This is a genomic window from Catenulispora acidiphila DSM 44928, assembly GCF_000024025.1.
Taxonomy (GTDB): Bacteria; Actinomycetota; Actinomycetes; order Streptomycetales; family Catenulisporaceae; genus Catenulispora; species Catenulispora acidiphila.
In genome coordinates this window covers 7,238,405-7,263,675 of sequence record NC_013131.1, presented here as the reverse complement: position 1 = coordinate 7,263,675, position 25,271 = coordinate 7,238,405, and the positions used below count along the sequence as shown (strand labels likewise).

Genomic DNA, 25,271 nt, shown 5'->3' with positions numbered 1-25,271 from the left:
GTGAGCCACGCGCCGTGGAATCAGAGTGCTTCCACGCTCCTGGAGAACGAGTATGTCGAACTCCACCCGGTCTCCGAAGCCGACCGCGAACCGTTGCGGCGTATCGCTTTCGACGACCGGATCTGGAAGTACTTCGTCTCCCGGGTCCAGGACGACGCGGACTTCGCAGCGTTCTTCGACACCATGCTCGCCGACCAGAGCAGCGGCAAGCGAGCGTGCTACGTCGTCGTGGACAAGGGGACCGGCGAGGTCGCCGGGAGCTCCAGCTACGGCAACCTGTCCGAAGCCGACCGGCGGCTGGAGATCGGCTGGTCCTGGCTCGGCGTCGACTACCAGGGCAAGGGCGTGAACCGGTGGGTCAAGTACCTGCTGCTGCAGCACGCCTTCGACGTCCTGGAAGCCGAGCGCGTCGAGTTCAAGACCGACGTCCTCAACGCTCAAGCGCGTGCCGGGCTGCGCAACGTCGGCGCCTTCGAGGAAGGCGTCCTGCGCAGCTTCAACCCCATGCCCGAGGGCAGGCGGCGCGACGCCATCTACTATTCGGTGCTCCGCGCCGAATGGCCCACGGTCCAGGAGCAGCTGCGCCGACTCGGCAAGGCTGTCAATCCATGCGCGTGACCAGCGTGCAGTCCTTGGAGCTGACCGGTTCGCCGCACGCCCGCGGGTACACCCACGGGCGTGCGGCGGGTGGGCGGCTGCGGGCCTTCCTGGACGACTCGCTGGCGCGCCTGGGCCACCTCGCCGACCGGCCGCTGGATCTGGACGCGCTGCGCCCGGCGATCGCCGACCACCGCGATGTCGTCGTCAAAGCTCTGCCGGAGCTCGCCGAGGAGATCGACGCTCTGGCCGACGGCGCCGGCATCGAGCGCGACGCCGCCTGGCTGTTGCAGCTGCGCCGCGAAGTCCTCGGCTACAGCCGGGTCACCGGCGGGGACTGCACGACCTACGCCTCGGTGCGCGACCGTCCGGTGCTGGCCCAGACTGTCGACCTGAACGGGAATCTCGACGATCAGATCGCCGTCCTGAGCGTCACCGGACCACGGCATCGCTCGCTCGTGCTCAGTTTCGGCGGGCTGTTGGGCTACCTCGGGGTCAACGACGCCGGCCTCGCGGTCGGCTTGAACCTCGTGCTTGGCGGCGAGTGGGAGCCGGGAGTTCCGCCGTACTTGGCGATTCGGCACGTGCTGGACACCGCCGACAGCGTTGATCAGGCTATTGAGATCTTGGGTGAGCTGCCGCTGGCCAGTTCGCGATCCTTCATGATCTGCGGGCAGGACCGAGTGGTCTGCGTCGAAGCCCTCGGGACACAGCGCCGCCTCCTCGAAGGCGAGGAGCTGATGCACACCAACCACTTCCTGGATCCGGACTTCGCCGAGCGCGACGAGATCAACGTCTTCGCCAAGAACTCCTCGCGGCGACGGCTGGAGACGGTTCGCCAGGCGGGCATCCCGGCCGCGGACGACGTCGTGGGCCACCACCGGCTGCTCTCGACGCCGCCGATCCTCGTGGCGGACAACGGCGACATCCGCAGGGAGCGGACCGTCGCGGCCGTGGTGATGCGTCCGGATATCAGAGAGCTGAATCTGTGGCCGGGGGATCCGTCCGTCACAGATCAGCATGCTTATGCATTGTCGGAAAGGGGAGCTTGAATGCCGCTTGATCCCATCATAGAGCGGGTCAGGGACTATCGCGTGGAGACTGGATTCACGCCGCTCTACACCATGACGATCGAAGAAGCCCGTAAAGCGGACGCCGAAACCGAGGCCACGGCGTGGACTTGGCACGAGCATCCCGACGAGATCTTCGACGTGACCATTCCGGGCCCGGCCGGCGGCCAGCAGCTGCGGGTCTATCGTCCGCACAGCGAGACCCCGCTGCCGGTGCTGATGTATTTCTTCGGCGGCGGCTGGGTCGTGGGCTCCTTGGAGACCTCGGACGCGATCTGCCGAGCGCTGGCGGCCATGACTCCCTGCACCGTTGTCTCCGCCGGATATCGGCTGGCGCCCGAGCACCCCTTCCCGGCAGCCGTCGACGACTGCTACGCGGCTGTGAAGTGGGTCGCGGAGCACGCCGACCAGCTCGGCGCCGACGGTTCGCGCATGGCGGTTGGCGGCGACAGCTCCGGGGGCAACCTGGCCGCGGCGATGACGTTGATGGCCAAGGACGACGACGAAGGACCGGCAATCGCCGCGCAGGTACTCGTCTATCCGCCGTTCCGTGCCTATGCCGACACGAAGTCCATGCGGGAGAACAAGGACCCGATGTTCTTCAACGCGTATTCGTCGGAATGGTTCTGGGACGTGTACCTCGCTGACCGTGCCGCCGGTGAGTCCCCGTTGGCCTCGCCGCTCAATGCCGCCGACCACAGCGAACTTCCGGCGGCGCTGGTGATGACCGCTGAATACTGCCCGCTCAGCGATGAGGGCCAGGACTACGTGGACGTGCTCTTCCGCGCCGGTGTGCCGGTGGAGCACCACCACTACAAAGACCTGACGCACGGGTTTCTGGCGTTGTCCTCGATCCTCGAAACCGCCAGGGACGCGATGGGCTTGATCGCTGACTTCCTGCGCCGGCGATTGGCGTGACATGAATCTGAATCAGACCACTGGTGTCTTCGTGCGCGCGCCGCGATATGTGCTCGGCGAGATCACCAGGAAGCACGACGAGATCGACGGGTTCGCCGAGTTCGTCGACGAAGCCCGGATGGTGCCCGACGCCGACCTGTGGGGGTGGGGCGAGGTGCACCAGACGGCTTTGACGACCGCCGAACTCGCGGTGGAAGCCGGGAGTCGAACGCTGGCGGCAGCCGCCGTCGAGCCCGGCGAGGTCGACGCGCTGGTGCTGTGCTCCACGCGGTTCCCCGCCGAGATCGCTCAGCACGGCGAGCTGATCGCCACGGTGCTGCGAGGGCTGGAGCTGGGACCCGTCCCGGTCACCGGCGTCACGCTGAACCGCTGCGCGAACCTGCTCGTCGGACTGCGCGTCGCCGCCGCGATGGTCGCTGCGGGACAGCATCGGACCGTGCTGGTGATCACCACGGACCGGGTCGCCGAGGAATCGGAGCGGCTCACCGAGTTCGCGCTGTTCAGCGACGGCGCTGCCAGCTGCCTGGTTACTCAGCAGGCTGACACGGCCGGGGATTCGTACGAGTGGGTCGCCGACGCCGGCGCGCTGGATCCGGCTGCCCTGGGACGGGTCACCGAGATCAGCGCCGATCTGGCGAAGGTCGCCAACGCGCAGCTGTGCGCCGAAGCCGGCATCACCCTCGACGCGATCGACGGCTTGCTGCACAACAACATCTACCTCCCCATCGTGACGATGAAGGAGGTGCAGGCGGGCTTCTCGCTGTCCCAGTTGGACACCGCGAACATCGCCCGGGTCGGGCACTGCTTCGCTGCGGACCCGCTGATCAACCTGGCCGACCGGCGCTCGGCCGGGACCATCCGCCCCGACGGGCTGTATCTGCTGGCATCGAGCGTGTCCGGGTTCCGGGTGTGCGTCCTGCTGCGTGCCGGCGAATCACTTATCTCGTAATCCGTAAGGAGTCATCGAAGTGCAGAAGAGTCTCGAAGCGCGCCTGACCACGTTGTCACGTCTGCGGATCATGATCCGGGACGTCCTGCGGCTGCCGGAGTCCGAGGAGATCGACCACCGGACCCTGCGTGCGCTCGGCGCCGTCTCGGTGCAGGTCATAGCCCTGCAGTTCAGCATCCTCAAGGCGACGTCCGTCGATGTGGCGATGAGCGAGCTGGTCGGCGGCGCGAGCGTCGCCGAGATCGCCGAGCTGATCGACGCGCGCAGGCCGGGCGCGGGCCCGGAGTAAGAATCCGCCATCTGTGCGCGGACCGCCTCGCCGTCGGCGGGGGAGTCCGCGGGAATTGCGAGTCACGATGTCGTCCACCACGTCCGTCGAAGCGTCCGTAGAAACGCCGACTGATCCGGCTGTCTCCACCGACCCGGCTGTCTCCACCGAACCCGCCGCCTCCGCCTCCGCCGAGGCGGCGCCCACGAGGAACCCGCTCGTGTCCGTCGTGCACGACAAGGTCATGCGCGCGCCGCTGTTCTGGAGCATCGTCGGCCGGTTCCCGCTGTACCTGATCACCGTCGCGATGGTCGTCTTCACCACCTCGCGCGGGCTGAGCTATCTCTCGGTCGGCATGCTGCTGGCCGGCTACAGCCTGGGCACGGCGGTCTTCGCGCCGTTCATCGCCCGCTACGTCGACCGGTACGGACAGCCGCGCGTGCTGCTCATCACCGGCATCGTCTACCCGCTGGCGCTGATCGGCTTCGTGTCCGCCGGCTCGAAGGCACTGGCTCTGCAACTGGTGTGCACGGTCGTCGGCGGCGCCGCGATCCCGCCGATCAGCGGCTGCATCCGCTCCCTGTGGGCCGCGCCGGGGAACACCGAGCGCGTGGGCCTGTCGATCGAGGCGGTGCTGGGCGAGGTCTTCGTGATCGGTGGTCCGGTGCTGTTCAGCCTGGTGCTGTTCTTCGGCAGCGCCGGCACCGCGCTGATCATCGGCGGCGTGATGACCGGCGCCGGCGCCGTCGGCTTCGCGATGACCCCCGCCTCCCGCGCGCGCAGCGTCGTCACCGGCAAGCGCGACCCGCTCGGCGCCCTGCGCTCCGGCGGCCTGGTCCGGCTGCTGATCGTGCTCCTGATCGCGGGCATCGCCACCGGCGCCTACAACGTCGCGGTCCCCGCCTTCGTCCAGAACCACGGAGCGGCGCACAACGTCGGCCTGATCTTCGGCGTCTGGGGCGTCGGCGGCATCCTCGGCGGCCTCTGGTACGGCAGCCACACCCTCCGCCGCCCCACCGAACTCGTCTTCGCCGCCGGGCTCCTAGCCCTCACCGGCGGCTCCACCCTGGTGATGCTCGCCTGGAACACCTGGTCCCTCGGCGCCGCTCTGGTCATCCTCGGCCTGATGGAGGCCCCGATCACCGCCATCTCCTACAGCCTGGTCTCCCGCACCGCCCGCGAAGGCTACGTCACCGAAGCCTTCACCTGGGCCATCACCGTCAGCATCGGCGGCGCCGCGCTAGGCGCCCAACTCGCGGGCCTGTTGGTCAACGCCTCCGGAACCCGCGCGACCTTCTTCGCCGTGGTCGTAGTGATGCTGATCGTCTCCGCGATCGCCTTCACCTCCCGCCGCACCTTCGCCGAGCCCGCCGAGCTATGAGATCACTGATACGGGGAAGTCTGTGACCGGTCCGACGACGTCCTGGGACTGCTGGAACAGATGGACGTGGTTACCGCACTCGACCGTCGCGGAGGCGCTGGCTGCGTTGCCGTCGAACGGGTTCTGCCCGTCGAGAAACGCGAAGAGGAAGGTGGCGGTACCGTCGGTGCCGACCGGCTGGATGATGAAAGCGGCTATGCCGGGCGGCATGGCGAGAGCTTTGTCCAGCCGGTCGTCGTCTCCCATTGACACGTTGCCGGCCAGGGCGTTGGCACCGAGCCATGCCCCCTGCGGCAGCGTGTGAACTGCCACCTGGCAGGTGTTCGGATTCAGCCGGCGAGGCAGATGCCAGTGGATCGTGCCCTCGACGAAGGTGCTCGGCGTCGTCAGCCAGCCACCGTCGAAGCGCTGGATGTCGTAGAGGAACAGGTCGGCTTTCGGATCGGTGTTCCGCACCGCCTGCAACGTCACCGAGCCGGTGACCGCCGGCGGTCTGACCGCCAGAGCATGCGCGTCGACCGCGAAGCCTGAGATTCCCACAAACGCAACGACCGCAACCGCAGCTGCGGCGATCCACCCCCGACGCCCCATACCTCTCATTGTGCAGCATATGCGAAGCACCCGCCCAGCCAATCGGCTGAGCGGGTGCTTGGCGTGCGTGTCTCAGTGCACTGCGCCGGCCAACGGCTCGCCGACCATGCCCGCGGTCAGGGTCGTCCCGTCGGACTCGTCGATCAGCAGGAACGAGCCTGTCCGGCGGTGCTCGGCGTAGTCGTCGAGCGGCAGCGGCGAGGCGGTGCGCAGGCGTACGCGGCCGATGTCGTTGGCCTGCAAGGTCTGCGGTCCTGGCTCGCGTCGCAGAGTCCGGAGATCCAGCACCGAATCGATCGAGTCGACCAGTGCCTTCACCGTGGCGGTGCCGTGGCGCAGCAGTACGCGGTCGCCGGTGCGCAGCGGTTGGTCGGCGAGGTGGCAGACGGTCGCCGATACCTCGCGGGTCACGCGTGGCGCGCGCTCGGTCGCGGCGATGATGTCGCCGCGTGCGACGTCCACGTCGTCGGTGAGGCGGAGGGTCACCGACTGGCCCGCGCCGGCTGCCTCGAGGTCCTGCTCGCCGAGGCGGTCGATGGCGGCGATCGACGTGCGGCGGCCCGAGGGGAGGACCAGGACCTCGTCGCCGGGAGCGAATACTCCGGCCGTGACCTGGCCCGCGTAGCCGCGGTAGTCGCGGAAGTCAGGGCTCTGCGGTCGTAGGACGTACTGCACCGGCATTCGCGCCGCCGAGCTCGCCGGTTCGCCGTCGATGTCCACGGTCTCCAGGTGCTCCAGCAGCGTCGGGCCCGGATGCCAGTCGATGTGCTGCGAGGGCTCGACCACGTTGTCTCCGAGCAGGGCGCTGAGCAGGATCGCGGTCACCTCGGGGATGCCGAGGGCGCGGCTGTAGGAGACGAACTCGTCGGCGATCGGCGCGAAGACGTCCTCGGCGTATCCGACCAGATCCATCTTGTTGACGGCGAGCACCACGTGCGGGACGCCCAGCAGCGCGGCGACCGCGGCGTGCCGCCGGGTCTGCTCGACCACGCCGTGCCGCGCGTCCACGAGCACCACGGCCAGCTGCGCCGTCGAGGCGCCGGTGACCATGTTGCGGGTGTACTGCACGTGCCCCGGCGTGTCGGCGAGGATGAAGCGCCGCCGCGACGTCGCGAAATACCGGTACGCCACGTCGATGGTGATGCCCTGCTCGCGTTCGGCGCGCAGCCCGTCGGTCAGCAGCGCGAGGTCCGCGCCCTCCAGCCCGCGCTCGCGCGAGACTCGCTCCACGGCGTCGAGCTGGTCGGTGAAGACCTGCTTGGCGTCGTGCAGCAGCCGGCCCACGAGCGTGGACTTGCCGTCGTCGACCGAGCCGGCGGTGGCCAGTCGCAGCAGCGATCCCGGCTGCGTGAGTGATTGCGTGAGCGATTGAGTACGCGACTGCGTCAGTGATTTCGTCAGTGATGGCGTGAGCGGCTGCATCTAGAAATACCCCTCGCGCTTGCGATCCTCCATGGCGGCCTCCGACAGCTTGTCGTCGGCCCGGGTGGCGCCGCGCTCGGTCAGCGTCGAGGCGGCGATCTCCGCGATGATCTCCTGCACCGTCCCGGCGGTGGAGTCCACGGCGCCGGTGCAGGACATGTCGCCGACCGTCCGGTAGCGCACGCTGCGCTTCTCCGGCGTCTCCTCCGGCTTCGGCCCGCCCCAGTCGCCCGCGGTGAGCCACATGCCGCCGCGCCGGAAGACCTCGCGCTGGTGCGCGAAGTAGATCGAGGGCAGCTCGATCCCCTCGCGCTCGATGTACTGCCAGACGTCCAGCTCGGTGAAGTTGCTCAGCGGGAAGACGCGCACGTGCTCGCCGGGCCGGTGGCGTCCGTTGTACAGCGCCCACAACTCAGGACGCTGACGCCGCGGGTCCCATTGCCCGAACTCGTCGCGCAGCGAGAAGACCCGCTCCTTGGCCCGCGCCTTCTCCTCGTCGCGCCGTCCGCCGCCGAAGACGGCGTCGAAGCGGTGCGCGTTGATGGCGTCCAGCAGCGGCACGGTCTGCAACGGATTGCGCGTCCCGTCCGCGCGCTCGCGCAGCCGTCCGTCGTCGATGTAGTCCTGGACCCGAGCGACCTCAAGCCGCACACCGGCCTCGGCGACGGCGCGGTCGCGGAACTCCAGCACCTCCGGGAAGTTGTGCCCGGTGTCCACATGCAGCAGACCGAAGGGCACGCGCTCGGGCCAGAAAGCCTTGGCTGCCAGGTGCAGCATGACGATCGAGTCCTTGCCGCCGGAGAACAGCAGCACCGGACGCTCGAACTCGGCCGCGGCCTCACGGAAGATGTGCACCGCCTCGGACTCGAGCGCGTCGAGGTGGGACAGGCGCAGCGGACCCGAGGGGCGGCGGGTCCGAACGGTATCCACGACAGTCATCCGCGGACCCCCTCGCGCTGATCGCCGAACTCCCACGCAGCCGTCCACCCGAGGGGGATCACGCCAGACCCCGCGCCGTGAGCAGCGCCCGCACGTTGCGCACCGACTCCTCGACCGTCTGGTGCTGCGTGTGGATCCGCAGATCGGGGTCGACCGGCACTTCGTAGGGGTCGTCCGCGCCTGTCAGACCACTGATTTCGCCCGCGGCCTGCCGCGCGTAGAGGCTCTTCACATCGCGGTCGGCGCAGACCTCCACCGGCGTGGCGACATGCACTTCCAGATACGGGACGTCGCGCGCCGCGTGCCGGTCCCGGACCGCCTCGCGCGACATCGCGTACGGCGCGATGACCGGCACGACCACCGTCACGCCGTGCTCGGCGAGCAGTTCGGCGACGTAGCCGATTCGCCGCACGCTGGTGTCCCGGTCCTCCTTCGAGAACCCCAGGTCGGGGGAGAGGGCGGCGCGGACCTCGTCGCCGTCGAGCACCTGGACCCGGTGCCCGTCAGCGCGCAGGCGCTCGGCCAGACCGATCGCGATGGTGCTCTTGCCGGCGCTGGGCAGCCCGGTCAGCCAGACCGTGCCTCCGGGCCGCTTCTCCGGCGTGCCATTCGATGCGCTCATCGGCGGATCTCCCTTTCACGTGAGCTGTGGTTCGGCGATTCCGCGCGGGAGATGTGCACTGTGGTGCCAGCCCCCGCGAGTGTGCGGCTGACGGGTTCGGGGATGCGCCCGTCGGCGATGCGGACGGATCCGACGCCGCCGGCAAGCGCCTCGCGCGCGGCGATGAGTTTGAGCGCCATGCCGCCTCGGGCGGACGGATCAGGGGCGCCGGTGGGGGATATCTGGATGCTGCTTTGCACGCTGCCGGGGTCGTCGGGATCGGCGAGCACGCCCGGCGCGCCGGTGAGCAGCAGCAGCTCCTCCGCGCCGAGGGCTGCGGCCAGTGCGGCGGCAGCGCGGTCGGCGTCGACGTTGACCGCCTGGTCGTGCTCGTCGATGGCGGGCGGTGAGACCACCGGGACGTAGCCGGCGTGAAGCAGGGTTCTGGGAAGCCCGGTGTCCACGGTGGTGATCCGGCCGCTGAGGTTGTTCCGGACCAACACGGTCCGGCCGTCGACGACGGAGCGCACGGCGGACTTGCGCTGGGCGCGGAGCATGCGGCAGTCCATGCCGGTGAGGCCGACGGCGGGCACCCGGTGGCGCGCCAGTTCCGCGATGAGTCGGGGTTTGACCGCGCCGGCCAACGCCAGGATGACCACCTCGAGGGTGTCCGGGTCGGTGTACCGGGTGGACACGTTGTCGGGGGCGACGAGGGTGCGCTGCGGGACGCCGAGCCGGCCGGCCAGGCGCCCGATCTCGCCGGAGCCGCCGTGGACGAGCAGGACGGAGCGGTCCTCGCGGACGAGGCGGGCGATGTCGGCACAGATGCCGGCGGCGTCCACGGCGGGATTGCCGCCGCACTTGACGACGGTGAGCGGTTTGCTGGTCACGGTTTCTCCGGTTGGCCGGGCCTGCTCCTTGGGCCCACGGCCTACAGCGGGTGCAGGCCGGGGAAAGACAGGCCGAGGGTCTCGGGCAGGCCCAGGCGGATGTTGAGGCATTGCAGGGCGTTGCCGGCGCCGCCTTTGACGAGGTTGTCCAGGGCCGCGATCGTGGTCAGCCGGCCGGTGTCGGCGTCCACGGCGAAGCCGACGTCGCAGAAGTTGGAGCCGAGCAGGATCTTCGGGTCGGGGTAGCGGTGGATGCCGCGCTGGTGCGCCACGACGCGGACGAAGGGTTCGGCGGAGTACTGCCGGCGGAACGCGCGCCGGACTTGTTGCTCGTCCACACCTTCGCGCAGCGTGGCGTGGCACAGGCTCTGAGCGCCGCGCACCGCCTCGACTCCGGTCGCCGTCATCGCCGCGGACAGGCCCAGATGCCGGGAGATCTCCGCCTCGTGCCGGTGTCGGGTGGGGGCGAACACGCGCATCGCGCCGCTGCGTTCGGCGTGCAGGTTGGCCGGTCCGGCGGTCGCGCCCGAGCCGCTGGACCCGGTGCGGGCGTCGAACTGCGCGCCCTGCTCCGGATCGATCAGATCGTGCGCCACCAAGGGATACAGCGCGAGCACGCCGGCGGTGGCCATGCAGCCGGGAACGCTGATCAGGTCCGCGGTGCGCAGCTGGTCGCGATACAACTCCGGAAGGCCGGGGGTGAACTCGTCCAGCAAATGCGGAGCCTGATGCTCTTCGTCGTAGTAGCGCTCGTAGACCGCGGTGTCGTCGAGCCGGAAGTCCCCGGTCAGGTCGATGACGAGCTTCGAGCGCTGCGTCCACTGCTCGATCTGGGTCATCGCGACCCGGTGCGGCAGCGCCAGGAACACCGCGTCGCTTTCGGGGACGTCCTCGGTCGCGCAGAAGGACAGATCGGTGGCAGAGCGCAGATTCGGATGCACGCCGTCGATCCGCCGGCCCGGGAACCGGGACGACACCGCGCCGACCACCTCGATCTCGGGATGTCCCAGCAGCAGCCGCAGCAATTCCCCGCCGATATAGCCGGCCGCACCGGCCACCGTCACTCGCACCATGGCAAGGAAATTACGGGGCGATCGGCGTCGTCGGCGTCCGCGACAAACGCATTTCGAAGGGAATGCCGGACTGACGTTCGTAAGCATGACGCTTACCCGCGGCGCGGGAACGTCAACGCCGCGCGTAGTCGCAGATCATCTTTGTGCTGACGTGCTGGACGACGGTGCTTCGTAGCCTGCGGTAGTAATCGTCTAGCAATGGAACAGGGTGTGTTTCCCGTGCCCGAGAATTGGGTGATCGAGCCCGTCGGACTGCCGCTCATTCGCCGGATCTGCCATGTGTGCGGCTCGGAAACCTTCCGGGCGAACGGCAAATTCCGCGTCAACGCGAACCACAAGCTCCTCGACGTCTGGCTCCTGGCGCTGTGCATCGGCTGCGGCGAGACCACGAAGCTCACGGTCATGGAGCGGACCAACGTGCGCGCGATAAAGCCCGAGGTGCTGCGGCGGCTGCACGACAACGACACCACCCTGGCCGCCGAACTACTGCAGGATCCCGGCGTCCGGCACCGCAACCGCGTCGCGCTCGACTGGGGCGACGCGTGGCGCCTGGACACCGGCGCGCCGGGGCACGTCAGCCACGAGGGCAGGGACGTCACGGTCCGCTTCGCGGCGCAGATCCCCGTGCGTCCGGTGAAGCTGATCGCAGAGGGCTGCGGTCTGTCGCGCAGCGAGGTCGACCGGCTGATCGCCGACGGGAAGGTCGTCTCGACGGCCAAACTGGGAGGGAAGCTCTCCAGCGACTTCACGTTTACTCTCAAGCGCTGAGCGGCACAGATCTTTTACGGGCAGTACAGATCCTTTACAGACTCCACGGCTCCGCGACCTACCCCCCTCCGGGTCGCGGAGCCGTGGTATGTGCCCTGATGTACTCCGCGCTCACTCCGCCGGCACGACGCGATAGTCGAGGGTCTCCAAGACGGTCGCGGCGTGAGCGCGCAGCTGGTCGACCGAATCGGCGACCACCGCGAAGGAGAAGAAGAAGTTCTCGATGTCCAGGCTCTTGATCTGGAAGCCGTTGAGAAGCTTGATGTTGATGACGCCGGGCAGCGCCAGCAAGTCGGCTTCGCTGCTGGCGACGTCGACCGTGCCGACCTCGTAGGCCTCCACGTCCATCCAGCCGATGATCGGCTGCTCGCGCAGCGGTCCCAGGTTCTCCGGTGTGTAGACGCCCAGGGACATGGAGACGACCGCCTCGATCGCGTCGATGCCGCTGATCTCCTGGACCGCTTTGGGGATCTGGCCGCCGCCGGGCCGGGGGTTGATCTCGATGAGCTCGGTGCGGCCGTCGGCGGAGCTCCGTCCTTCGAAGTGCAGCCAGAGCTGGTCCAGGCCGAGGTCGGTACACAGGGTGCTGACGGTCTCGCACAAGACGCGCACGCCCTCGCGGACGTGGTCGCTCTGCGGCGGGTGGAACTCCAGGCCGGCGTCGTGGTGCGTGACCTCGTTGTGGTCGGGCTTCTCCACCGCGAGGACCGGGTGGAAGCGGCCGCGGACTACCGGGCCGTCCACGGAGAACTCGGTTCCGGACAGGTACTCCTCGACGATCATCTCGATGTCGCCGGCTCCGGAGTCCGCCAGCTGCTGCCGATAGGCGAGCAACTCGGCGAGGTCGTCGACGCGGCGGACCAGGTATGAGGCTCCTGACACGCGCGCGGGTTTGACGATCGCGGGGAAGAAGTCCACGGTCTCGGGCGCGTCCGCCTCGCCGGCGTACTTGATGTCCGACAGGCCCAGGGCCCGCATCCGGTCCCGGACCGCGGTCTTGCTCGCGATCGCGAGGCGGCCGGCGTCGCCGCCGGGCAGGCCGTAGTGCGCGGTGACCGCGTGGTGCCAGCCGATCAGCTTCTCGACCATGTTGACGGCGCCGACCAGGTCCAGGGCGCGCTCGTCGAGGCGGGCCAGGAGAGCCGGGAGCTGCTCGCGGTCCCAGTCGAAGACGACGTGCTCGTCGCACAGGATGGCGTTGGGGTCGTCCGGGAGATTGGAGACCAGGACCGGCCGCAGATCTCGGGCCCGCAGTTCCTTGACCGCGGGCGCCACGTTGCCTATGGCTTTCCAGGAGAGGATGAGCACGGATTTCATGCCATTGAGGTTCGCACGCGAGAAGTCCGGACTGAATAAGCAGGGTGAGTAGCCTCGCGGAGCGCGGTAAATGCGATGCGCCACTGCGGATGAACCTGTCGCGGACGAATACAGCGCCTTCGGGCGCGTAGCGTCCTTGCGACGACGCCGTCATCCGAAAAGAACGCATCATATTTCGCGAACCGACCGAAGGACGGGCATGTCCGCAATCGAGCAACTGAATTTCGATCGGCTGGATCCCGGGGTGAAAAAGGAACTCCGGGAACTGTGCCGTCTCGACGACTACCACGGCCCGCTGGCGATCCTCTTCGAGTACGCGCTGATCGCCGCCTCCGTCGCGCTGTGCGTCGCCGGCTCGTACTGGTTCTATCCGGTGGCGCTCATCGTGATCGGCTCCACGCAGCGCTTCATGGCGCACTTCCTGCACGAGTCCTCGCACAAGGTGCTCGCCCGGAACAAGACGCTGAACCTGATCGGCGGCTCGGTCTTCGCCGGCTACCTGGTCTGGCACCTGTACGGGCCCTATCGCAGTTCGCATGTGGGCAACCACCACCGCAACCTGGGCGATGCCAAGGACGATCCCGACTACAGCTTCCACATCGAGTGCGGCCTGTACGACATCGAACGCTCCGACCGCCACTTCTTCTACAAGGACCTGATCCTGTCGGTCCTGGGTCTGCGCACCGTCGACTACATCGGCTACGTCGCCCGCGAGCGCATCTTCTACGACGGCTCCAAGAACACGGTCTCAGTCCCCATATCCCTGCGCACCGAACGCATAGTCCTGCTCACCCAGTGGACCGCCATCATCGGCCTGTGCGCCTGGTTCGGCTGGCTCCCGCAACTGGCCCTGTTCTGGTTCGTCCCCCTCCTGACCACCAACGCCGCCATCGGCTGGCTCGCCGAACTCTCCGAGCACTACCCGATGCCCGAAAGCGAGAAGCAACCGCTCCTGCTGACCCGCAACCGCCACGGCCGCTTCCTCGAATGGTTCCTGATCAGCCGCCACAACGACCGCTACCACCTGGTCCACCACCTGAACACCGGCATCCCCCACTGGAACCTCGCCCGAGCCCACCGCGTCATGCTCCGCGACCCCGGCTACGCCGCCTGGGACGGCCTCTGGGCCGGCGCCTTCACCCGCCCCCACTCCCGCCGCGACAAGGAGACGGTCATCAGCTACGCCGCCAAATACCGCCAATGGCGCAAAGCCGGCGGCGACCCCGCAGCCGCCAGCCCCACCTTCGCCCGCCTGATGCTCCTCGCCGCCGAAGCCCCCACCCTCGACCCGACGGCCGCCGCCGAGCACTGGCGCGAGACCGCCGACGTCGGGTGACGGTACTCCGCACCGCAAGGTCCTCTGCCGCAAATGCGCAGGGGACCTTTTTTGTGGTGGGTGCGGTGGGTTGTTTTTGGTGCGGTTTGTTGGTGGTTTCAAAGGCATTCTTTACGGCTTCGCGCACGGTTTGATGGCCTCGCAGGGGACGCAGTTCGGTGGTGTGTGCTGGATAGCGCTGGCGGCCGGCGGCATTTCGTGCCCGTGACCGCGCACCAGCCCGAGTCACTGCGCATACATTGGGGCTGGCGGGTGTCTGCCGTGTTTGGTGGGCACCAGAAATCAAAAGCAGGGCCTCCGCGGCGCCTTCGCGGCGAGCGGCACTCGCTCCGGGGAGGGGTGGTCGCGCTGTCTGCTGCCGATTGTTGTTGCTTGTGGTCGCCCTAGTCCCGGATTCCCCGTTGCGTCGTCGCCGTAGACGGAATCATTTCGGCCTGGCGGTATCAAGTCGAACGAAATTTTCCCACCATAACGTGTGCGCAATGATTCGGACCGGCGCGCGATTGTGCACGGTCTCCACCGCCGGCCGCCAGCGCAACCCGGACACGACCCACCGAACTGCGCCCCCTGCGAGGCCATCAACACCCGCGCGAAGCCGTAAAAAGCTTTTAAAAGCTCACAAACAGCCCGCACCTAGCCACTCACCCCCACCACAAACCAGTGGCGGCGCAGGTCGCCCCACGCCGCCACCGCCATCCCACTCGGGCCACTCAGCGCGCAGGCACGACCCCGAAGTTCCGCCGCGCGATCGACACGGCCAGGTCCTGCACCGCGTAGGCGGTCATGTAGTAGCCCTGGCACGCCATGTCCGGCGCCAGGGTCAGCGTGAACTCCGCCTCGCCTTCGCCGCTCGCGCCGATGCGGACCTTGCGCAGGTCGGGGGTGATGGTGCACTCCTCGCGGCCGTAGGCGGCGAAGAAGAGGCCGGCGCGCAGGATGCCGGGGCGGGCTTCGCGGACTGCGACGCGGACTTGCAGGGTGCTGCCCTGGGTGGCGACTTCGTCGGTGTGCAGCAGGAGGGCGGGGGAGTTGGGGAGGCGGAAGGCCACGTCGCCGCAGCGGGTGCAGACGATGCCCTCGGTGTCCAGGGCGGTGGGGACGAGGCTGCGCCGGATGTAGCGTTCGGCGGGGCGGCCGCATTGGCAGCGGATGTGGCTGATGGAGTCCATGTCGATGCGGCTGCGGTCGCCGAAGTAGGCGAAGCAGTTGCTCAGTTCGTTGTCGGGGTCCTTCACGAACTGCGTCGCCACCGCCATGTCCAGCGATTGCAGGTCGTCGACCAGGCTGCGCAGCGTCGCGGTGCGGTCCTGGTGGACTGCCAGGTCGCGGCGGCTGACCTGGTTCTCGACCTTCGCCGCGAGCTTGCCGAAGCGGGTGCGCAGCGGGTTGTTGGGGGACAGCAGTCCGCCGGCCAGGTACGCGGTGAGGCGCGCGGCGGTGGTGAGCAGCAGTGGTTCCGGCGCGATGTCCGGCGGCTCCGGCGCGACTCCCGTGTCGTCGCCCATGCCGAAGTGCACGTAGGCGGGGAACGCCTCCGCCTTGCCGATGCTCGTGTTGAGCGCGCTGACCGAGGAGGCGTGCGCCAAGGCGGCCTGCGTCCACGCGCTGTTCTCCGCGCGCCCCGAGTCGTGCACCGAGATCGCGCCCACGATGTCCTTCGCGGTCCCGTCGATCGCGTTCAGCATCAGCTGGTACTTCGGGTCGTAGACCGCCGCGTCGGAGAACGGGCTGTTGTTGCACGAGCTCAGCACGACCTCCGCCGCCCGCACGTCCCGCAGCTGGATCAGCTTGTCCATGGGCTTGTAACAGAGCCCTGTCGTGGCGCAGATCGGCGCGATGAGCGCGTTGTCGCGCGCCACCGCCTCGTTCAGCCCGCAGATGGTGAAGTCGGCGAGGTTCAGCGAGTCGTCCTTGCCATGCCCCTGCAGGAACAGCCGCCGCCAGCGGGTGTCCAAGATCTCGGTCTTGACGTCCGCGGTCTCGAGCCCGCGCTCGTCGCGCACGTGGACGCCGCTGTGGACGAACCCCCGGTCGACGCCGGTGAACATCCCGAGCTCGCGCACGTCGGAGGCGGTGTGGACGTACTGCTTCGCCGTGAACCACGCCAGCGAAGCCGCGTCCCGGCCGGTGAGGAACGTCAGCCGCACCTCCGGCCGCCGCGCCGCGGCCCGCACCAGCGGCCAGATGAGATCCACCGTGAAGTGCTCGTAGAGCCCGGCGATCAGCAGCGTGTACACGCCGCCGTCGGTCTGCCGCGCCCAAAGCTCGTCGAGCAGCGCCGCACCGAGCTCGTCCTCGCCGAGCCAGGTGCGCGCGCACGGCGCGATCAGCGAGACCAGACCGGCCGGCAGCGCCTCGGGCTTGAGCACGATGCCGTACGTGCGCGCCACCGGCCGACTGACCTCCCCGTATAGGGAGACCGAACGCTCGACGGAGGCTGCGAGGTCAGCCCGTCCGCCGGTCCACACCGGGACGGTCGCGGACGAGGGCGCGCTGAGGAACTCCTCAACGGCCGCAGCATAGGAGGCTGTGTCGTCCAGGACTGAGAACGGCGAGGGCACCATGGTCGCCGTCCCGACGCCTGGAGCATGGGATTCGGGCTGCATGAGGTGTGGCTCCTTGGAGAGAGGGTTTACTGTTCCGCGCCTACCGCGCCTACCGCGCCTACCGCGCCTACCGCGCCTACCGCGCCTACCGCGCCTACCGCGCCTACCGCGCCTACCGCGCGCACCGCGCGCACCGCGCCTCGGGCGGCGCTACCAAGCGCGCGCCCCGACCAGGCGCCCTACTTCGCCGGCGGCCGCAGCCGCAGACCGTGCATACCGTTGTCCACGGCCAGCACCGTGCCGGCGGTGCCGCCGGACAGCGGGCTCGCCAGATACGCGATCGCCCCGGCCACCTCGTCGGCGGTCACCAGACGCCCCGCGGGCTGGAAGGCGTTCATCGCCGCCCGCGCCGCCTCTGGATCAGGGAGCTCGTTGAGCTGCCGGTCCACCCAGGGCGTGTCGGCCGTCCCGGGCGCGACGCAGTTGACCCGGATGCCCTCGCGGACGTGGTCCGCAGCCATCGCCAGGGTCAGCGCGTAGACCGCGCCCTTGCTCGCCGAGTACAGCACGCGCTGCGCCATCCCGGCCCAGGCGACGATCGAGCACGTGTTGACGATCGCCGCGGCCGGCGAGCGCCGCAGGTGCGGCAGCGCGTGCCGCGCGACCCGCACCATCCCGACCACGTTGACGTCCAGCACCCCGAGCCACTCCGCGTCGGAGTTCCCGGTGATGTCGCCGATCGCCGGGATGCCGGCGTTGTTCACCACGACATCCAGCTGCCCGAACCGCTCGACCACGGCCTCCACGGCCCACGCCACCCGGCTGTCGTCGGTGACGTCGACCTCGATCCCGACGATGCCCTCGGGCAGCCCGTCAGGCTTGAGGTCGAACACCGCGACGTCGGCGCCGCGGCTGTGCAGCAGCTTCGCCGTGGCCAGGCCGATCCCCGAGGCGCCGCCGGTGACGATGGCGGTCAATCCCTTGAAGTCGTTCACACTCGCTCCTTGGTCGGCGGCCGCAGCCGCAGGTTGTACATGCCGCCGTCGACGGCCAGCACCGTGCCGGTCGTGCCGCCGGACAGCGGACTGGCCAGGTAGGCGATCGCCCCGGCGACCTCGGCGGTGGTCACCAGGCGCCCGGCCGGCTGGAAGGCGAGGTACTCGGCGCGCGCGGCCTCCGGGTCCTCGGCCTCGCTCAGCTGCCGGTTCACCCAGGGTGTGTCCACCGCGCCGGGGGAGACGCAGTTGACCCGGATGCCCTCGCGCACGTAGTCCGCCGCCATCGCCAGCGTCAGCGCGTGCACCGCGCCCTTCGTGGTCGAATACAGCGCCCGCTGCGCCATGCCGGCCCATCCGACGATCGAGCCGGTGGTGACGATCGCCGCGGCCGGCGAGCGCCGCAGATGCGGCAGCGCGTGCCGGACGATCCGGACCATCCCGATCACGTTGACGTCCAAGACCTGCGACCATTCCTGGTCGCTGTTCGTGGCGACGTCTCCGTAAGCGGAGATGCCGACGTTGCTCACCACGACGTCCAGCCGCCCGAACCGCTCGGCCGCGGCGTCCACCGCGGTCTTGACCGAGGCGTCGTCGGTGACGTCCGCCTCGATCCCGACGATCCCGTCCGGCAGCTCGCCGGGCCGGCGCGCCAGCACGGCGACGCGGGCGCCCCGGCTCTTCAGCAGTTCGGCCGCGGCCAGCCCGATCGCCCCCGAACCGCCGGTGACGATCGCCGCCAGACCTGCGAAGTCGTTGCCGAAGCCGTCGCCGAAGTCCGGGTCGGCCGCGCCGGATCTGAGTTCTGACATGAGTTCTCCTCGAGCGCCTCAGAGCGCGGTGTACGCCATGATCAGGACGTCGCGGTGGGCCGGCTGCCCGGCCTCGCCCGGGCGCACCGGCGTGACGTCGTGCAGCGTGCGCCGGTCGTCGCTGAGCAGGATCTCGCCGGGCTCGGCGAGCATCGTGGTGATCAGCGCCTCGCCGTCGGGGCTGTAGACCGAGCTGTCCGCGCCGACCACGTTGGTGCGGCCGATCATCAAAGACGTGATGAAGGTGGCGCCGTCGCTGTGCCGGCCCTCCGGCGTCGGCTGCCCCGCCTGGTCCTGCGTGGCGATGATCCGGATGGGCGTCACCTTGACGTTCCACTTCTTGACGTCCTCGACGCCGCTGAAGATGAGCGCCAGCTCCATCAGGATGTTGCGGAACAGCGGGTCGTCCAGGAACGCCGCGGTGAGCGGCTCATAGACCCGGTCGATCCCGCCATTGAGCTTATTGATATCAGCTTCCTGACGGTATGGACCGTGCTGGAGCAAGATGATGCGCTCGGCCTCGACGTCGACCACGAACTGGTCGTACCGCCGGTAGCGGTAGGTCCCACCGTCTGCCATATAGGTGTCGAGCTTGAGGTCGTCCCAGTTCTGGCCGAAGCGCGCCCAGTCCTGCGGCGTGGAGTTCGTCAACGAGGAGAACTCCGAAGCGCCGAGCAGGTGGGTGCCGGACTCGGCCAGATCCTTGACGGCGGCAAGGGTGACGCTGAAGATCGCGCTGTCGGTGGTCATCTACTCGCCCCAGTCCTCTTCGACCTCCGGCGCCAGCGCCAGCACCGGCGGGTCCAGCGCCACGATCTCCAGCTCGCTGCGGCAGCCGGCGCACTCGACGATCTCGTTCAGGCGCACCGCCTCGGCCAGCTCCACCGGCTCCTCGCATTCGGGGCAGGCTTGGGCGACGTTCGTGATCATGAAACGAGCTCCTTGTCGTAGTCGGGTATGGCGGGTCTGTCGGGTCTGGCAGGTCTGTCGGATCGGGCCGAGGTGTCGAGGGCGGCACGGACCGCCCCCACGACCCGCTCCGCGGTGAGGTCGTAATGCCTGACGAGGTGTTCCTGGTTGCCGACCTCGCTGACGAAGGTGTCCGGCACGCCGAGTCGCAGCACCCTGACGGGCTCGGACTCCGCCAGCGCCTCGGCCACCGCGCCGCCCAGGCCGCCGCTGCGCCAGTGCTCTTCCAGAGTCACCACCAGCCGCGCCGGACGGGCCGCGGCGATCAGCGTCCCGGTGTCCAGCGGCCGCAGAGTGTGCATGTTCAGCACGCTCGCTTCGATGCCGTGGCCGGCCAGCTCATCCGCGGCGTCCAGGCAGGCGAGCACCGGGTAGGGACCGCAGGCGACCAGCACGACGTCCTCGCCGTGCCGCAGCCACTGCGCCTGACCGATGACCGGCGGCGGGCCTTCGGGCAGCGGCGGCGTCGGCTTGCGGCCGAGCCGGACGTACAGCGGTCCGGGCAGCGTCACACTCTGCTCGACGAACGCCTCCGTCGCGGCGGCGTCCGCCGGGACCACCACGGTCATCCCGGGCAGCACCCGCAGTACAGCGAGGTCTTCCAGCGCCTGGTGCGTCGGTCCCAAATGGCCGGCGGCCAAACCGCCGTGGGTGGCCATGATGCGCACCGGCAACCGGTTGTAGGCGATGTCGATCTTGATCGACTCCAGCGCCCGGGACGCGGCGAAGGCGGCCATCGTGTTGACGAACGGCACTCGTCCGCACGCGGCCATCCCGGCGGCCACACCCATCAGGTTCTGCTCGGCGATGCCGAGGTTCAGGTACTGCTCGCCGGCCTCGGCAACATGATCGGCGCCGAACAGACCGGTGTCAGAGTCCAGACACATCAGCTCCGGATGCCGGCTCAGCAACGGAATCAGCGTGTCCCGGTACGCCTCGCGGGTCGCGCGGTTCATCGCAGCGACTCCGTCCTCGGCAGCGCGTTGTGCGCCCGGGCGTGGTTGCGCGGCGAGAGCGTCACGTAGTGACTGGAGCTGCGTCCGGCCAGGAACGGAAGCCCATGGCCCTTCACCGTCCGCGCGATCAGCACGCTCGGCTTGCCCGGCTCCCACGGCGCGCCGTCCAGCAGCTCGGCCAGCAGCGCCGGGTCGTGCCCGTCCACGTCGCGCACCGACCATCCGAAACTGCGCCAGCGCTCAGCCAGCGGCTCCATCGGAGCGATGTCCTCGGTCGCGCCGGTCAACTGAAGTCCGTTGCGGTCCACGATGGCGACCAGCCGGTCCAGCTTCAGTGAAGCGGCCGCGATCACCGCCTCCCACACCGAGCCCTCCTGCAACTCGCCGTCGCCGAGCAGGACGAAGCTGCGCGAGGTGCGTCCGGCGTACCGATTGGCGAGCGCGAAGCCGCACGCCAGCGCGAGCCCGTGCCCGAGCGACCCGGTCGGCAGCTCCACGCCGGGTACCGCGCGGACCGGATGCCCCATCAGCCTGCTGCCGGGACGTCCGTATCCGGCCAGCTCGCGCACCGGGAAGAAGCCCCGCTCGGCCAGCGTCGCGTACAGACCCACCGCGGCATGGCCCTTGCTGAGCAGGAACCGGTCGCGATCCGGGTCGTCCGGCCGGTCCGGATCCACGTTCAGCACCGAGAAATACAGCGCGGTGAGCACATCGGCGCAGGAGAACGCCCCGCCGAGATGACCGCCCTCAGGTCCGGCGCACATGTCGATGACGTGCGAGCGGATGCGGGTCGCGATCGTCTCCAGAGTGTCCAGCGCCTCCCGCTCCAGGAGCTGCGTGACGGTCATGACGCCGCCTTCGCCAGCGTGGCCACCATGTCGCCGGCGGCCCACACCTTTTCGAAGGCGTCCGCGTACAGCGCCAGCAGATCGCCGGCCTCCGGATGGAGGTGCCGCTTCTGGATGGTCAGCGAATCGGCGATGACCTCGCGGGTCACCGGATAGCCTTCGCCCGCCACGGTTCCCGGGGCACCGGTCAGCGCCCACGGATGGTGTCCCACGCCGAAGCCGAGCCGGTCGACGAACACCTTCTGATCGGGCAGCGGCATCAGCTGGTACTGCGACATCGGCACGCCCTCGGCGCGCAACAGCCGCCGCAGCGTCGAGCGCAGTGCCTCCGGCGGCACGCCGTCCAGGCCGAACGCGGCCGGGTCGAAGCGGAACCGCAGGATGTGCCAGACGTGCGTGGTGTCGGCGAGCGCGGTCGGCACTTGGATGCCCGGCAGCTTCGCCAACCGCGCCAGGAACGCGCCGATGTTGGCCTGCCGCGCGCGCTCGTAGTCCTCGAACCGGGTCAGCTGCGAGCTGGTGAACGCGGCCTGCAAGCCGTTCATCTTGTGGTTCCAGCCCAGACCGTAGGACACGTAGTCGCGTTCGCGCCCGGCCTCGATCACCTCGCCGAACTGCCGTCCGCGGCGCATCGCCGCGGCCAGGTCCGCATCCCCGGTCACCAGCAGGCCGCCCTCGCCGCAGGTCGGGATGTTCTTGCTGACCTGCAGGCTGAACACGCCGGCGGCGCCGATCGAGCCGACCGGGCGGCCGCGGTGCGTCGCCCCGGGCGCCTGCGCGGCGTCCTCGAGCACCGGGATGCCGTGCCGGGCCGCGATCGCCATGATCCGGTCCATGTCGGCCGGGGCGCCGTGCAGGTGCACGGGGATGATCGCCGCGGTCCGGGCGGTGATGCGGCGCTCGAGGTCGTCCGGGTCGAGATTGAAGGTCACCGGGTCGATGTCGGCGAACACCGGCACGGCCATCTGGTGGACCGGCGCCAGCCCGGTGGCGATGAAGCTCAGCGCCGGCACGATCACCTCGTCGCCCGGCCCGATGCCGAGCGCGGACAAGGCCAGGGACAGTGCGGCGGTGCCGTTGGAGACCGCGACGCAGTGCCCGTATCCGAACTGCCGCGCCCAGTCCTGCTCCAGCGCCGCCACCGGGTTCTCCCCGTCGGTGTCGGACACCAGGCGCGCGCCGTCCAGCACGGTTATCACGGCTTTGCGATCGTCGTCCTCGACCAGCGGCCACTCCGAGCGGCGCCGGTGTTTCGGCACGGCCGCGGTACCGCCGAATGCTGCGAGCTTGCTCATCATTCTCCCGTTCACGAGGTCGCGGCGGCCGGACCGGGGGGACCGGCCGCACCGCCGGCGGTCACAGGCGCGCCGCGGCCGCGCCGACGGCGTCGAGCGCGCGCGCGAAGTTCCCGCGCAGCGTGGTGGTGTGGCGGGCGATGTCGGCCACGGCCGACTGGGGGTCGGTGAGGCCGTGCGCGCCGGTGAACCGCAATCCGGTCCACTGGTGCGCGACCAGCTCGACCAGCCGCCCGGCTCCGGCCAGCGCCGGGTCGTCCCAGGCTCGGCCGCAGCTGCGCAGCAGCTCGCCGTGCAGCGAGGCCTGCGCCTGCATCGCCCAGCCGAACGGATACAGCTCGGTGAGCGCCTCGGCGTCCCCGGCGCGGCAGCGGTCCAGCAGTTCGGCGGCGAACGCGTCGAATCCGGCCAGCCCGGTGCGGATGGAGGCATCGGCGGTGTTGGCTTCGATGTCGGTGCGCAGGAAGCTGCCGAGCAGCTCGGGCGTCAGCGGCTCGGGCTTGGCGCCGAGCCGGACGTCCAGGCAGCGCCGGCCGATCTGGGAGTTGCTGAAGAACGCGTCCTGGACGTCGTTCGGGTTGGCCGAGCCCCAGCTGCGCAGGAAGTCCCGGATCGGGACGGCGCCGCGGAACGCCGGCGGCATAGCGTCGCAGACATAGACGACCCCGCGCGTCTCGTCCAGGCCGTAGACCACGACCAGGTGCGCGGCGTGCACATCGCCGAAGGCGGGGCGGAAGGGCAGATGGAAGTTGTCCACGGCGGCGATGACCAGCCGGTCCTCGACCAGCGTCTGCCGCACCTCGTGCCACAGGTCGTCCTCGTCGGCGGGCTGCCACCAGCGCGCGTGCAGATCGTGGTGCGGCGCCAGCGCGGCGCCGAGGTCCACTTCTCCGGAGGCGTCCGGCAGGCACGGGTAGTAGAACTCCTCGGACCGGACGTCGCCGGGCAGGTGCAGGAAGCGCCAGCCCGCGCCGAGCACGCTCAGCGGATCGACGCCGGCCCGGCTCAGCACCGTGCCGAACGTGGCCTGCAGGCAGCTGATCAGGTCGCGGTACCACCAGTCGGGCTCCGGACCCCTGATCATCGAGGTCCGGGTCGTCGTCGTGACGGTCATCTCAGCCTTCCGTCCGCTGGAGGGTGACCGCGAAGATGTGCAGCGCGACGTTGCGGGGCAGCAGGATGCCGGACAGGACGGCGCGCCGGGTCACCGGCACGCGCTGCGCCCACATCATCGCCGGCACGCCTCGCTGCACGTGGTGCGGGTAGTGCATGGTCAGGCTCTCGAAGGCCTTGACCTCGCCGAACCACGCCGGCGCGCCCCAGAAGTCGGAGACGCGCACCTTCTCGGCGTCCACCGAGCCGTCGGCGAAGCTCAGATCCATGCAGTCCTCCGTGCGCCGCTCGGAGGCGGCCAGCAGGTGGATCCAGTCGTAGCGGCCCTCCGGGACGGTGATGAACTGCCCGGCCGTGCGGATGTTGTCCGGTCCGTCGCCGGCCTGGGGGAACCGGAAGGGGACGCCGTCCACCTCCACGATGCTCCCGCCCGCGGGCAGATATTCCGCCGCGAACGAGTTTCCCCATACGTTGAAAGCCCCCGCTTTGGTCTCCGTCGCCGCGGAGATGGCTTTGTTGTTGTGATGGCCGGAGATGTCGACCGGATCGCAAAGCCCTGCTTTGGCGGAGGACACCGAAATGTCCGTCACGTGTCCCACCTCATTTGAATTCCGTTCCGCGTCGCCAACCTAGCGGCGGTCTCGGATGCTTTCGTCAGCACCGTGGTTACCTCGCATCAGCGAACTGAGACGTTCAGGGCCGGAGCGCGGCGGCGCGCAGCTTCTCGTAGTAGGGCAGGTGGTGATCGTGGTGGGCCCGCAGAACCGGGTCCGCCTCGACCGCCTCCAGGGCCCGCGCGCGCTCCGCGGTCGCGTCACCGTCGCCGGCGCGCTGGAAGCCGGCGGTCCGGCTGGTCGAGGCGTGCCACCTGCTCGTCGCCTGCCACTCCGAGCGCATGCCCGGCTCCCAGCTCAGCGCCTCCGGCAGGAAGGGGATGCCGACCGCCTCGCAGTACGCCCGGACGGTCTGCGCCGGCCGGTCGAGCAGGTCGTCGGAGTCGATCACGACCGGCGTGGCTCCGGTGGCGGCCTGCACAGCCGCGAACAGCTCATACAGCCGGGCGAACCCGATCTCGTCGCGGCCCAGCTCCGGGGCGAGCGCGCGATGCGAGGCGATGGCCTCGGCCGGGTGCCGGATGATGAAGGTGTGGGTCGCCGAGGCCAGGAAGTCCCGGTCGGCGAGCACCGTCGGATAGTGGAAGTCCGTGGTGTCCTTAAAGAACACCGGCGATTCCGCCGCGATGGCGCGCAACACCTCCAGCACCCCGGCCTCGCTGTGCGCGAGCTGCCCGCCGACCTTCACCTCACCGAAGTCGACCACCTGCGAGAACGGTTCGTGCACGACGACGCGGTCGTCGCGCTCAGCCATCATCCGGGCGAAGGCCGTGGAGCGCGAACGAGGCGCGCTCCACAATGCGAGCACCGGTATCGGCTCCGGTGTGTGTCCCACGGTTTCCCCCTTTCTCATTACCTGCAATGGACAATTGCGGCGAGTGTTCGAATCCAGATAAGAGTGACACGCGGGCCACCGCGGGGCAGTAATCAAAACCGCTGCCGCCCAGCGGAGAAGTCAACGCGGCGTGTCCTCGCGAATGAACCTGCCGTGGACGCAGATCGG

The 25,271-nt window shown here is 69.4% G+C and carries 26 protein-coding genes; 8 read left to right on the top strand and 18 right to left on the bottom strand.

What is annotated here, in order from left to right; all coding sequences use genetic code 11:
- From CACI_RS31285 to CACI_RS31260, 6 genes are all read left to right on the top strand, one after another.
- Positions 1–618 (top strand): GNAT family N-acetyltransferase, encoded by a 618-nt coding sequence (locus tag CACI_RS31285; protein WP_015794898.1) that lies wholly within the window; start codon positions 1–3, stop codon positions 616–618.
- Positions 609–1,649, top strand: coding sequence for a C45 family autoproteolytic acyltransferase/hydolase (locus CACI_RS31280; protein WP_015794897.1), 1,041 nt, complete (start codon positions 609–611; stop codon positions 1,647–1,649). Before CACI_RS31285 ends, CACI_RS31280 begins: the two co-directional genes overlap by 10 nt.
- A gap of 42 nt (positions 1,650–1,691) precedes the next feature.
- Positions 1,692–2,585, top strand: coding sequence for an alpha/beta hydrolase (locus CACI_RS31275; protein WP_223297294.1), 894 nt, complete (start codon positions 1,692–1,694; stop codon positions 2,583–2,585).
- Position 2,586: 1 nt separating this feature from the next.
- Positions 2,587–3,534 (top strand): beta-ketoacyl-[acyl-carrier-protein] synthase family protein, encoded by a 948-nt coding sequence (locus CACI_RS31270; RefSeq protein WP_015794895.1) that lies wholly within the window; start codon positions 2,587–2,589, stop codon positions 3,532–3,534.
- A 19-nt stretch (positions 3,535–3,553) separates the two neighbouring features.
- A complete protein-coding gene (locus tag CACI_RS31265) occupies positions 3,554–3,823 on the top strand; it encodes an acyl carrier protein (RefSeq protein WP_015794894.1) in 270 nt (89 codons plus the stop codon).
- Between the two features lie 67 nt (positions 3,824–3,890).
- The gene (locus tag CACI_RS31260; RefSeq protein ID WP_015794893.1) at positions 3,891–5,183 is read left to right on the top strand and encodes an MFS transporter; all 1,293 of its coding nucleotides are present in this window, start codon (positions 3,891–3,893) and stop codon (positions 5,181–5,183) included.
- Here CACI_RS31260 and CACI_RS31255 read toward each other — a convergent pair.
- The 6 genes from CACI_RS31255 to argC form a co-directional block, all read right to left on the bottom strand.
- A complete protein-coding gene (locus tag CACI_RS31255; RefSeq protein WP_041540559.1) occupies positions 5,178–5,723 on the bottom strand; it encodes a hypothetical protein in 546 nt (181 codons plus the stop codon). The genes CACI_RS31260 and CACI_RS31255 overlap by 6 nt on opposite strands.
- Before the next feature lie 123 nt (positions 5,724–5,846).
- Positions 5,847–7,196: a sulfate adenylyltransferase subunit 1 gene (locus CACI_RS31250; RefSeq protein ID WP_015794891.1), complete on the bottom strand. Its 1,350-nt coding sequence runs from the start codon at positions 7,194–7,196 to the stop codon at positions 5,847–5,849.
- Complete coding sequence (gene cysD, locus CACI_RS31245) at positions 7,197–8,135, bottom strand: sulfate adenylyltransferase subunit CysD (protein WP_015794890.1); 939 nt, start codon at positions 8,133–8,135, stop codon at positions 7,197–7,199.
- Positions 8,136–8,193: 58 nt separating this feature from the next.
- Positions 8,194–8,757 (bottom strand): adenylyl-sulfate kinase, encoded by a 564-nt coding sequence (gene cysC / locus CACI_RS31240; protein ID WP_015794889.1) that lies wholly within the window; start codon positions 8,755–8,757, stop codon positions 8,194–8,196.
- Entirely contained in the window at positions 8,754–9,626 is an 873-nt protein-coding gene (locus CACI_RS31235) for a [LysW]-aminoadipate kinase (protein WP_015794888.1), read from the bottom strand. The genes cysC and CACI_RS31235 overlap by 4 nt, the downstream gene beginning before the upstream one ends.
- Positions 9,627–9,667: 41 nt before the next feature.
- On the bottom strand, positions 9,668–10,699 hold the full coding sequence (gene argC, locus CACI_RS31230) for an N-acetyl-gamma-glutamyl-phosphate reductase (protein WP_015794887.1): 1,032 nt from the start codon (positions 10,697–10,699) through the stop codon (positions 9,668–9,670).
- 219 nt (positions 10,700–10,918) lie between these two features.
- Between argC and CACI_RS31225 the strand changes: the two genes are divergently transcribed.
- Entirely contained in the window at positions 10,919–11,467 is a 549-nt protein-coding gene (locus CACI_RS31225) for a DUF1062 domain-containing protein (RefSeq protein ID WP_143765452.1), read from the top strand.
- A gap of 111 nt (positions 11,468–11,578) precedes the next feature.
- On the opposite strand, the gene CACI_RS31220 is transcribed toward CACI_RS31225, so the two are convergent.
- Positions 11,579–12,784, bottom strand: coding sequence for an ATP-grasp domain-containing protein (locus CACI_RS31220; protein ID WP_015794885.1), 1,206 nt, complete (start codon positions 12,782–12,784; stop codon positions 11,579–11,581).
- Positions 12,785–12,983: 199 nt separating this feature from the next.
- Between CACI_RS31220 and CACI_RS31215 the strand changes: the two genes are divergently transcribed.
- Positions 12,984–14,120: a fatty acid desaturase family protein gene (locus CACI_RS31215; RefSeq protein ID WP_015794884.1), complete on the top strand. Its 1,137-nt coding sequence runs from the start codon at positions 12,984–12,986 to the stop codon at positions 14,118–14,120.
- Positions 14,121–14,830: 710 nt separating this feature from the next.
- On the opposite strand, the gene CACI_RS31210 is transcribed toward CACI_RS31215, so the two are convergent.
- The 11 genes from CACI_RS31210 to CACI_RS31160 form a co-directional block, all read right to left on the bottom strand.
- Positions 14,831–16,726: a hypothetical protein gene (locus CACI_RS31210; protein WP_015794883.1), complete on the bottom strand. Its 1,896-nt coding sequence runs from the start codon at positions 16,724–16,726 to the stop codon at positions 14,831–14,833.
- Between the two features lie 179 nt (positions 16,727–16,905).
- Positions 16,906–17,661 (bottom strand): SDR family NAD(P)-dependent oxidoreductase, encoded by a 756-nt coding sequence (locus CACI_RS31205; RefSeq protein ID WP_015794882.1) that lies wholly within the window; start codon positions 17,659–17,661, stop codon positions 16,906–16,908.
- Entirely contained in the window at positions 17,658–18,473 is an 816-nt protein-coding gene (locus CACI_RS31200; protein WP_015794881.1) for an SDR family NAD(P)-dependent oxidoreductase, read from the bottom strand. Before CACI_RS31200 ends, CACI_RS31205 begins: the two co-directional genes overlap by 4 nt.
- Positions 18,474–18,491: 18 nt before the next feature.
- Complete coding sequence (locus tag CACI_RS31195; RefSeq protein ID WP_015794880.1) at positions 18,492–19,223, bottom strand: 2OG-Fe dioxygenase family protein; 732 nt, start codon at positions 19,221–19,223, stop codon at positions 18,492–18,494.
- Positions 19,224–19,403, bottom strand: coding sequence for a lysine biosynthesis protein LysW (gene lysW / locus CACI_RS31190; RefSeq protein WP_015794879.1), 180 nt, complete (start codon positions 19,401–19,403; stop codon positions 19,224–19,226).
- The gene (locus tag CACI_RS31185) at positions 19,400–20,398 is read right to left on the bottom strand and encodes a transketolase family protein (protein ID WP_015794878.1); all 999 of its coding nucleotides are present in this window, start codon (positions 20,396–20,398) and stop codon (positions 19,400–19,402) included. Before CACI_RS31185 ends, lysW begins: the two co-directional genes overlap by 4 nt.
- The gene (locus CACI_RS31180) at positions 20,395–21,246 is read right to left on the bottom strand and encodes a transketolase (protein ID WP_015794877.1); all 852 of its coding nucleotides are present in this window, start codon (positions 21,244–21,246) and stop codon (positions 20,395–20,397) included. The genes CACI_RS31185 and CACI_RS31180 overlap by 4 nt, the downstream gene beginning before the upstream one ends.
- Positions 21,243–22,544 carry a DegT/DnrJ/EryC1/StrS family aminotransferase gene (locus CACI_RS31175; protein WP_223297293.1) on the bottom strand — a complete coding sequence of 434 codons (1,302 nt, stop codon included), beginning with the start codon at positions 22,542–22,544 and terminating at the stop codon, positions 21,243–21,245. Before CACI_RS31175 ends, CACI_RS31180 begins: the two co-directional genes overlap by 4 nt.
- 58 nt (positions 22,545–22,602) lie before the next feature.
- Positions 22,603–23,655: a BtrH N-terminal domain-containing protein gene (locus CACI_RS31170; protein ID WP_015794875.1), complete on the bottom strand. Its 1,053-nt coding sequence runs from the start codon at positions 23,653–23,655 to the stop codon at positions 22,603–22,605.
- A gap of 1 nt (position 23,656) precedes the next feature.
- Positions 23,657–24,244, bottom strand: coding sequence for a hypothetical protein (locus CACI_RS31165; RefSeq protein WP_015794874.1), 588 nt, complete (start codon positions 24,242–24,244; stop codon positions 23,657–23,659).
- 103 nt (positions 24,245–24,347) lie between these two features.
- A complete protein-coding gene (locus CACI_RS31160) occupies positions 24,348–25,103 on the bottom strand; it encodes a sulfotransferase-like domain-containing protein (protein ID WP_041540557.1) in 756 nt (251 codons plus the stop codon).
- Positions 25,104–25,271 lie beyond the last annotated feature (168 nt).

What these genes read in the sequence shown, in the direction of transcription:
- CACI_RS31280 (WP_015794897.1), top strand. Translation starts at nt 609, where the DNA reads ATGCGCGTGACCAGCGTGCAGTCCTTGGAGCTGACCGGTTCGCCGCAC.
- CACI_RS31270 (WP_015794895.1), top strand. Translation starts at nt 2,587, where the DNA reads ATGAATCTGAATCAGACCACTGGTGTCTTCGTGCGCGCGCCGCGATAT.
- CACI_RS31260 (WP_015794893.1), top strand. Translation starts at nt 3,891, where the DNA reads ATGTCGTCCACCACGTCCGTCGAAGCGTCCGTAGAAACGCCGACTGAT.
- CACI_RS31250 (WP_015794891.1), bottom strand. Translation starts at nt 7,196, where the DNA reads ATGCAGCCGCTCACGCCATCACTGACGAAATCACTGACGCAGTCGCGT.
- cysD (WP_015794890.1), bottom strand. Translation starts at nt 8,135, where the DNA reads ATGACTGTCGTGGATACCGTTCGGACCCGCCGCCCCTCGGGTCCGCTG.
- cysC (WP_015794889.1), bottom strand. Translation starts at nt 8,757, where the DNA reads ATGAGCGCATCGAATGGCACGCCGGAGAAGCGGCCCGGAGGCACGGTC.
- argC (WP_015794887.1), bottom strand. Translation starts at nt 10,699, where the DNA reads ATGGTGCGAGTGACGGTGGCCGGTGCGGCCGGCTATATCGGCGGGGAA.
- CACI_RS31220 (WP_015794885.1), bottom strand. Translation starts at nt 12,784, where the DNA reads ATGAAATCCGTGCTCATCCTCTCCTGGAAAGCCATAGGCAACGTGGCG.
- CACI_RS31215 (WP_015794884.1), top strand. Translation starts at nt 12,984, where the DNA reads ATGTCCGCAATCGAGCAACTGAATTTCGATCGGCTGGATCCCGGGGTG.
- CACI_RS31210 (WP_015794883.1), bottom strand. Translation starts at nt 16,726, where the DNA reads ATGCAGCCCGAATCCCATGCTCCAGGCGTCGGGACGGCGACCATGGTG.
- CACI_RS31200 (WP_015794881.1), bottom strand. Translation starts at nt 18,473, where the DNA reads ATGTCAGAACTCAGATCCGGCGCGGCCGACCCGGACTTCGGCGACGGC.
- CACI_RS31195 (WP_015794880.1), bottom strand. Translation starts at nt 19,223, where the DNA reads ATGACCACCGACAGCGCGATCTTCAGCGTCACCCTTGCCGCCGTCAAG.
- lysW (WP_015794879.1), bottom strand. Translation starts at nt 19,403, where the DNA reads ATGATCACGAACGTCGCCCAAGCCTGCCCCGAATGCGAGGAGCCGGTG.
- CACI_RS31185 (WP_015794878.1), bottom strand. Translation starts at nt 20,398, where the DNA reads ATGAACCGCGCGACCCGCGAGGCGTACCGGGACACGCTGATTCCGTTG.
- CACI_RS31180 (WP_015794877.1), bottom strand. Translation starts at nt 21,246, where the DNA reads ATGACCGTCACGCAGCTCCTGGAGCGGGAGGCGCTGGACACTCTGGAG.
- CACI_RS31175 (WP_223297293.1), bottom strand. Translation starts at nt 22,544, where the DNA reads ATGATGAGCAAGCTCGCAGCATTCGGCGGTACCGCGGCCGTGCCGAAA.
- CACI_RS31170 (WP_015794875.1), bottom strand. Translation starts at nt 23,655, where the DNA reads ATGACCGTCACGACGACGACCCGGACCTCGATGATCAGGGGTCCGGAG.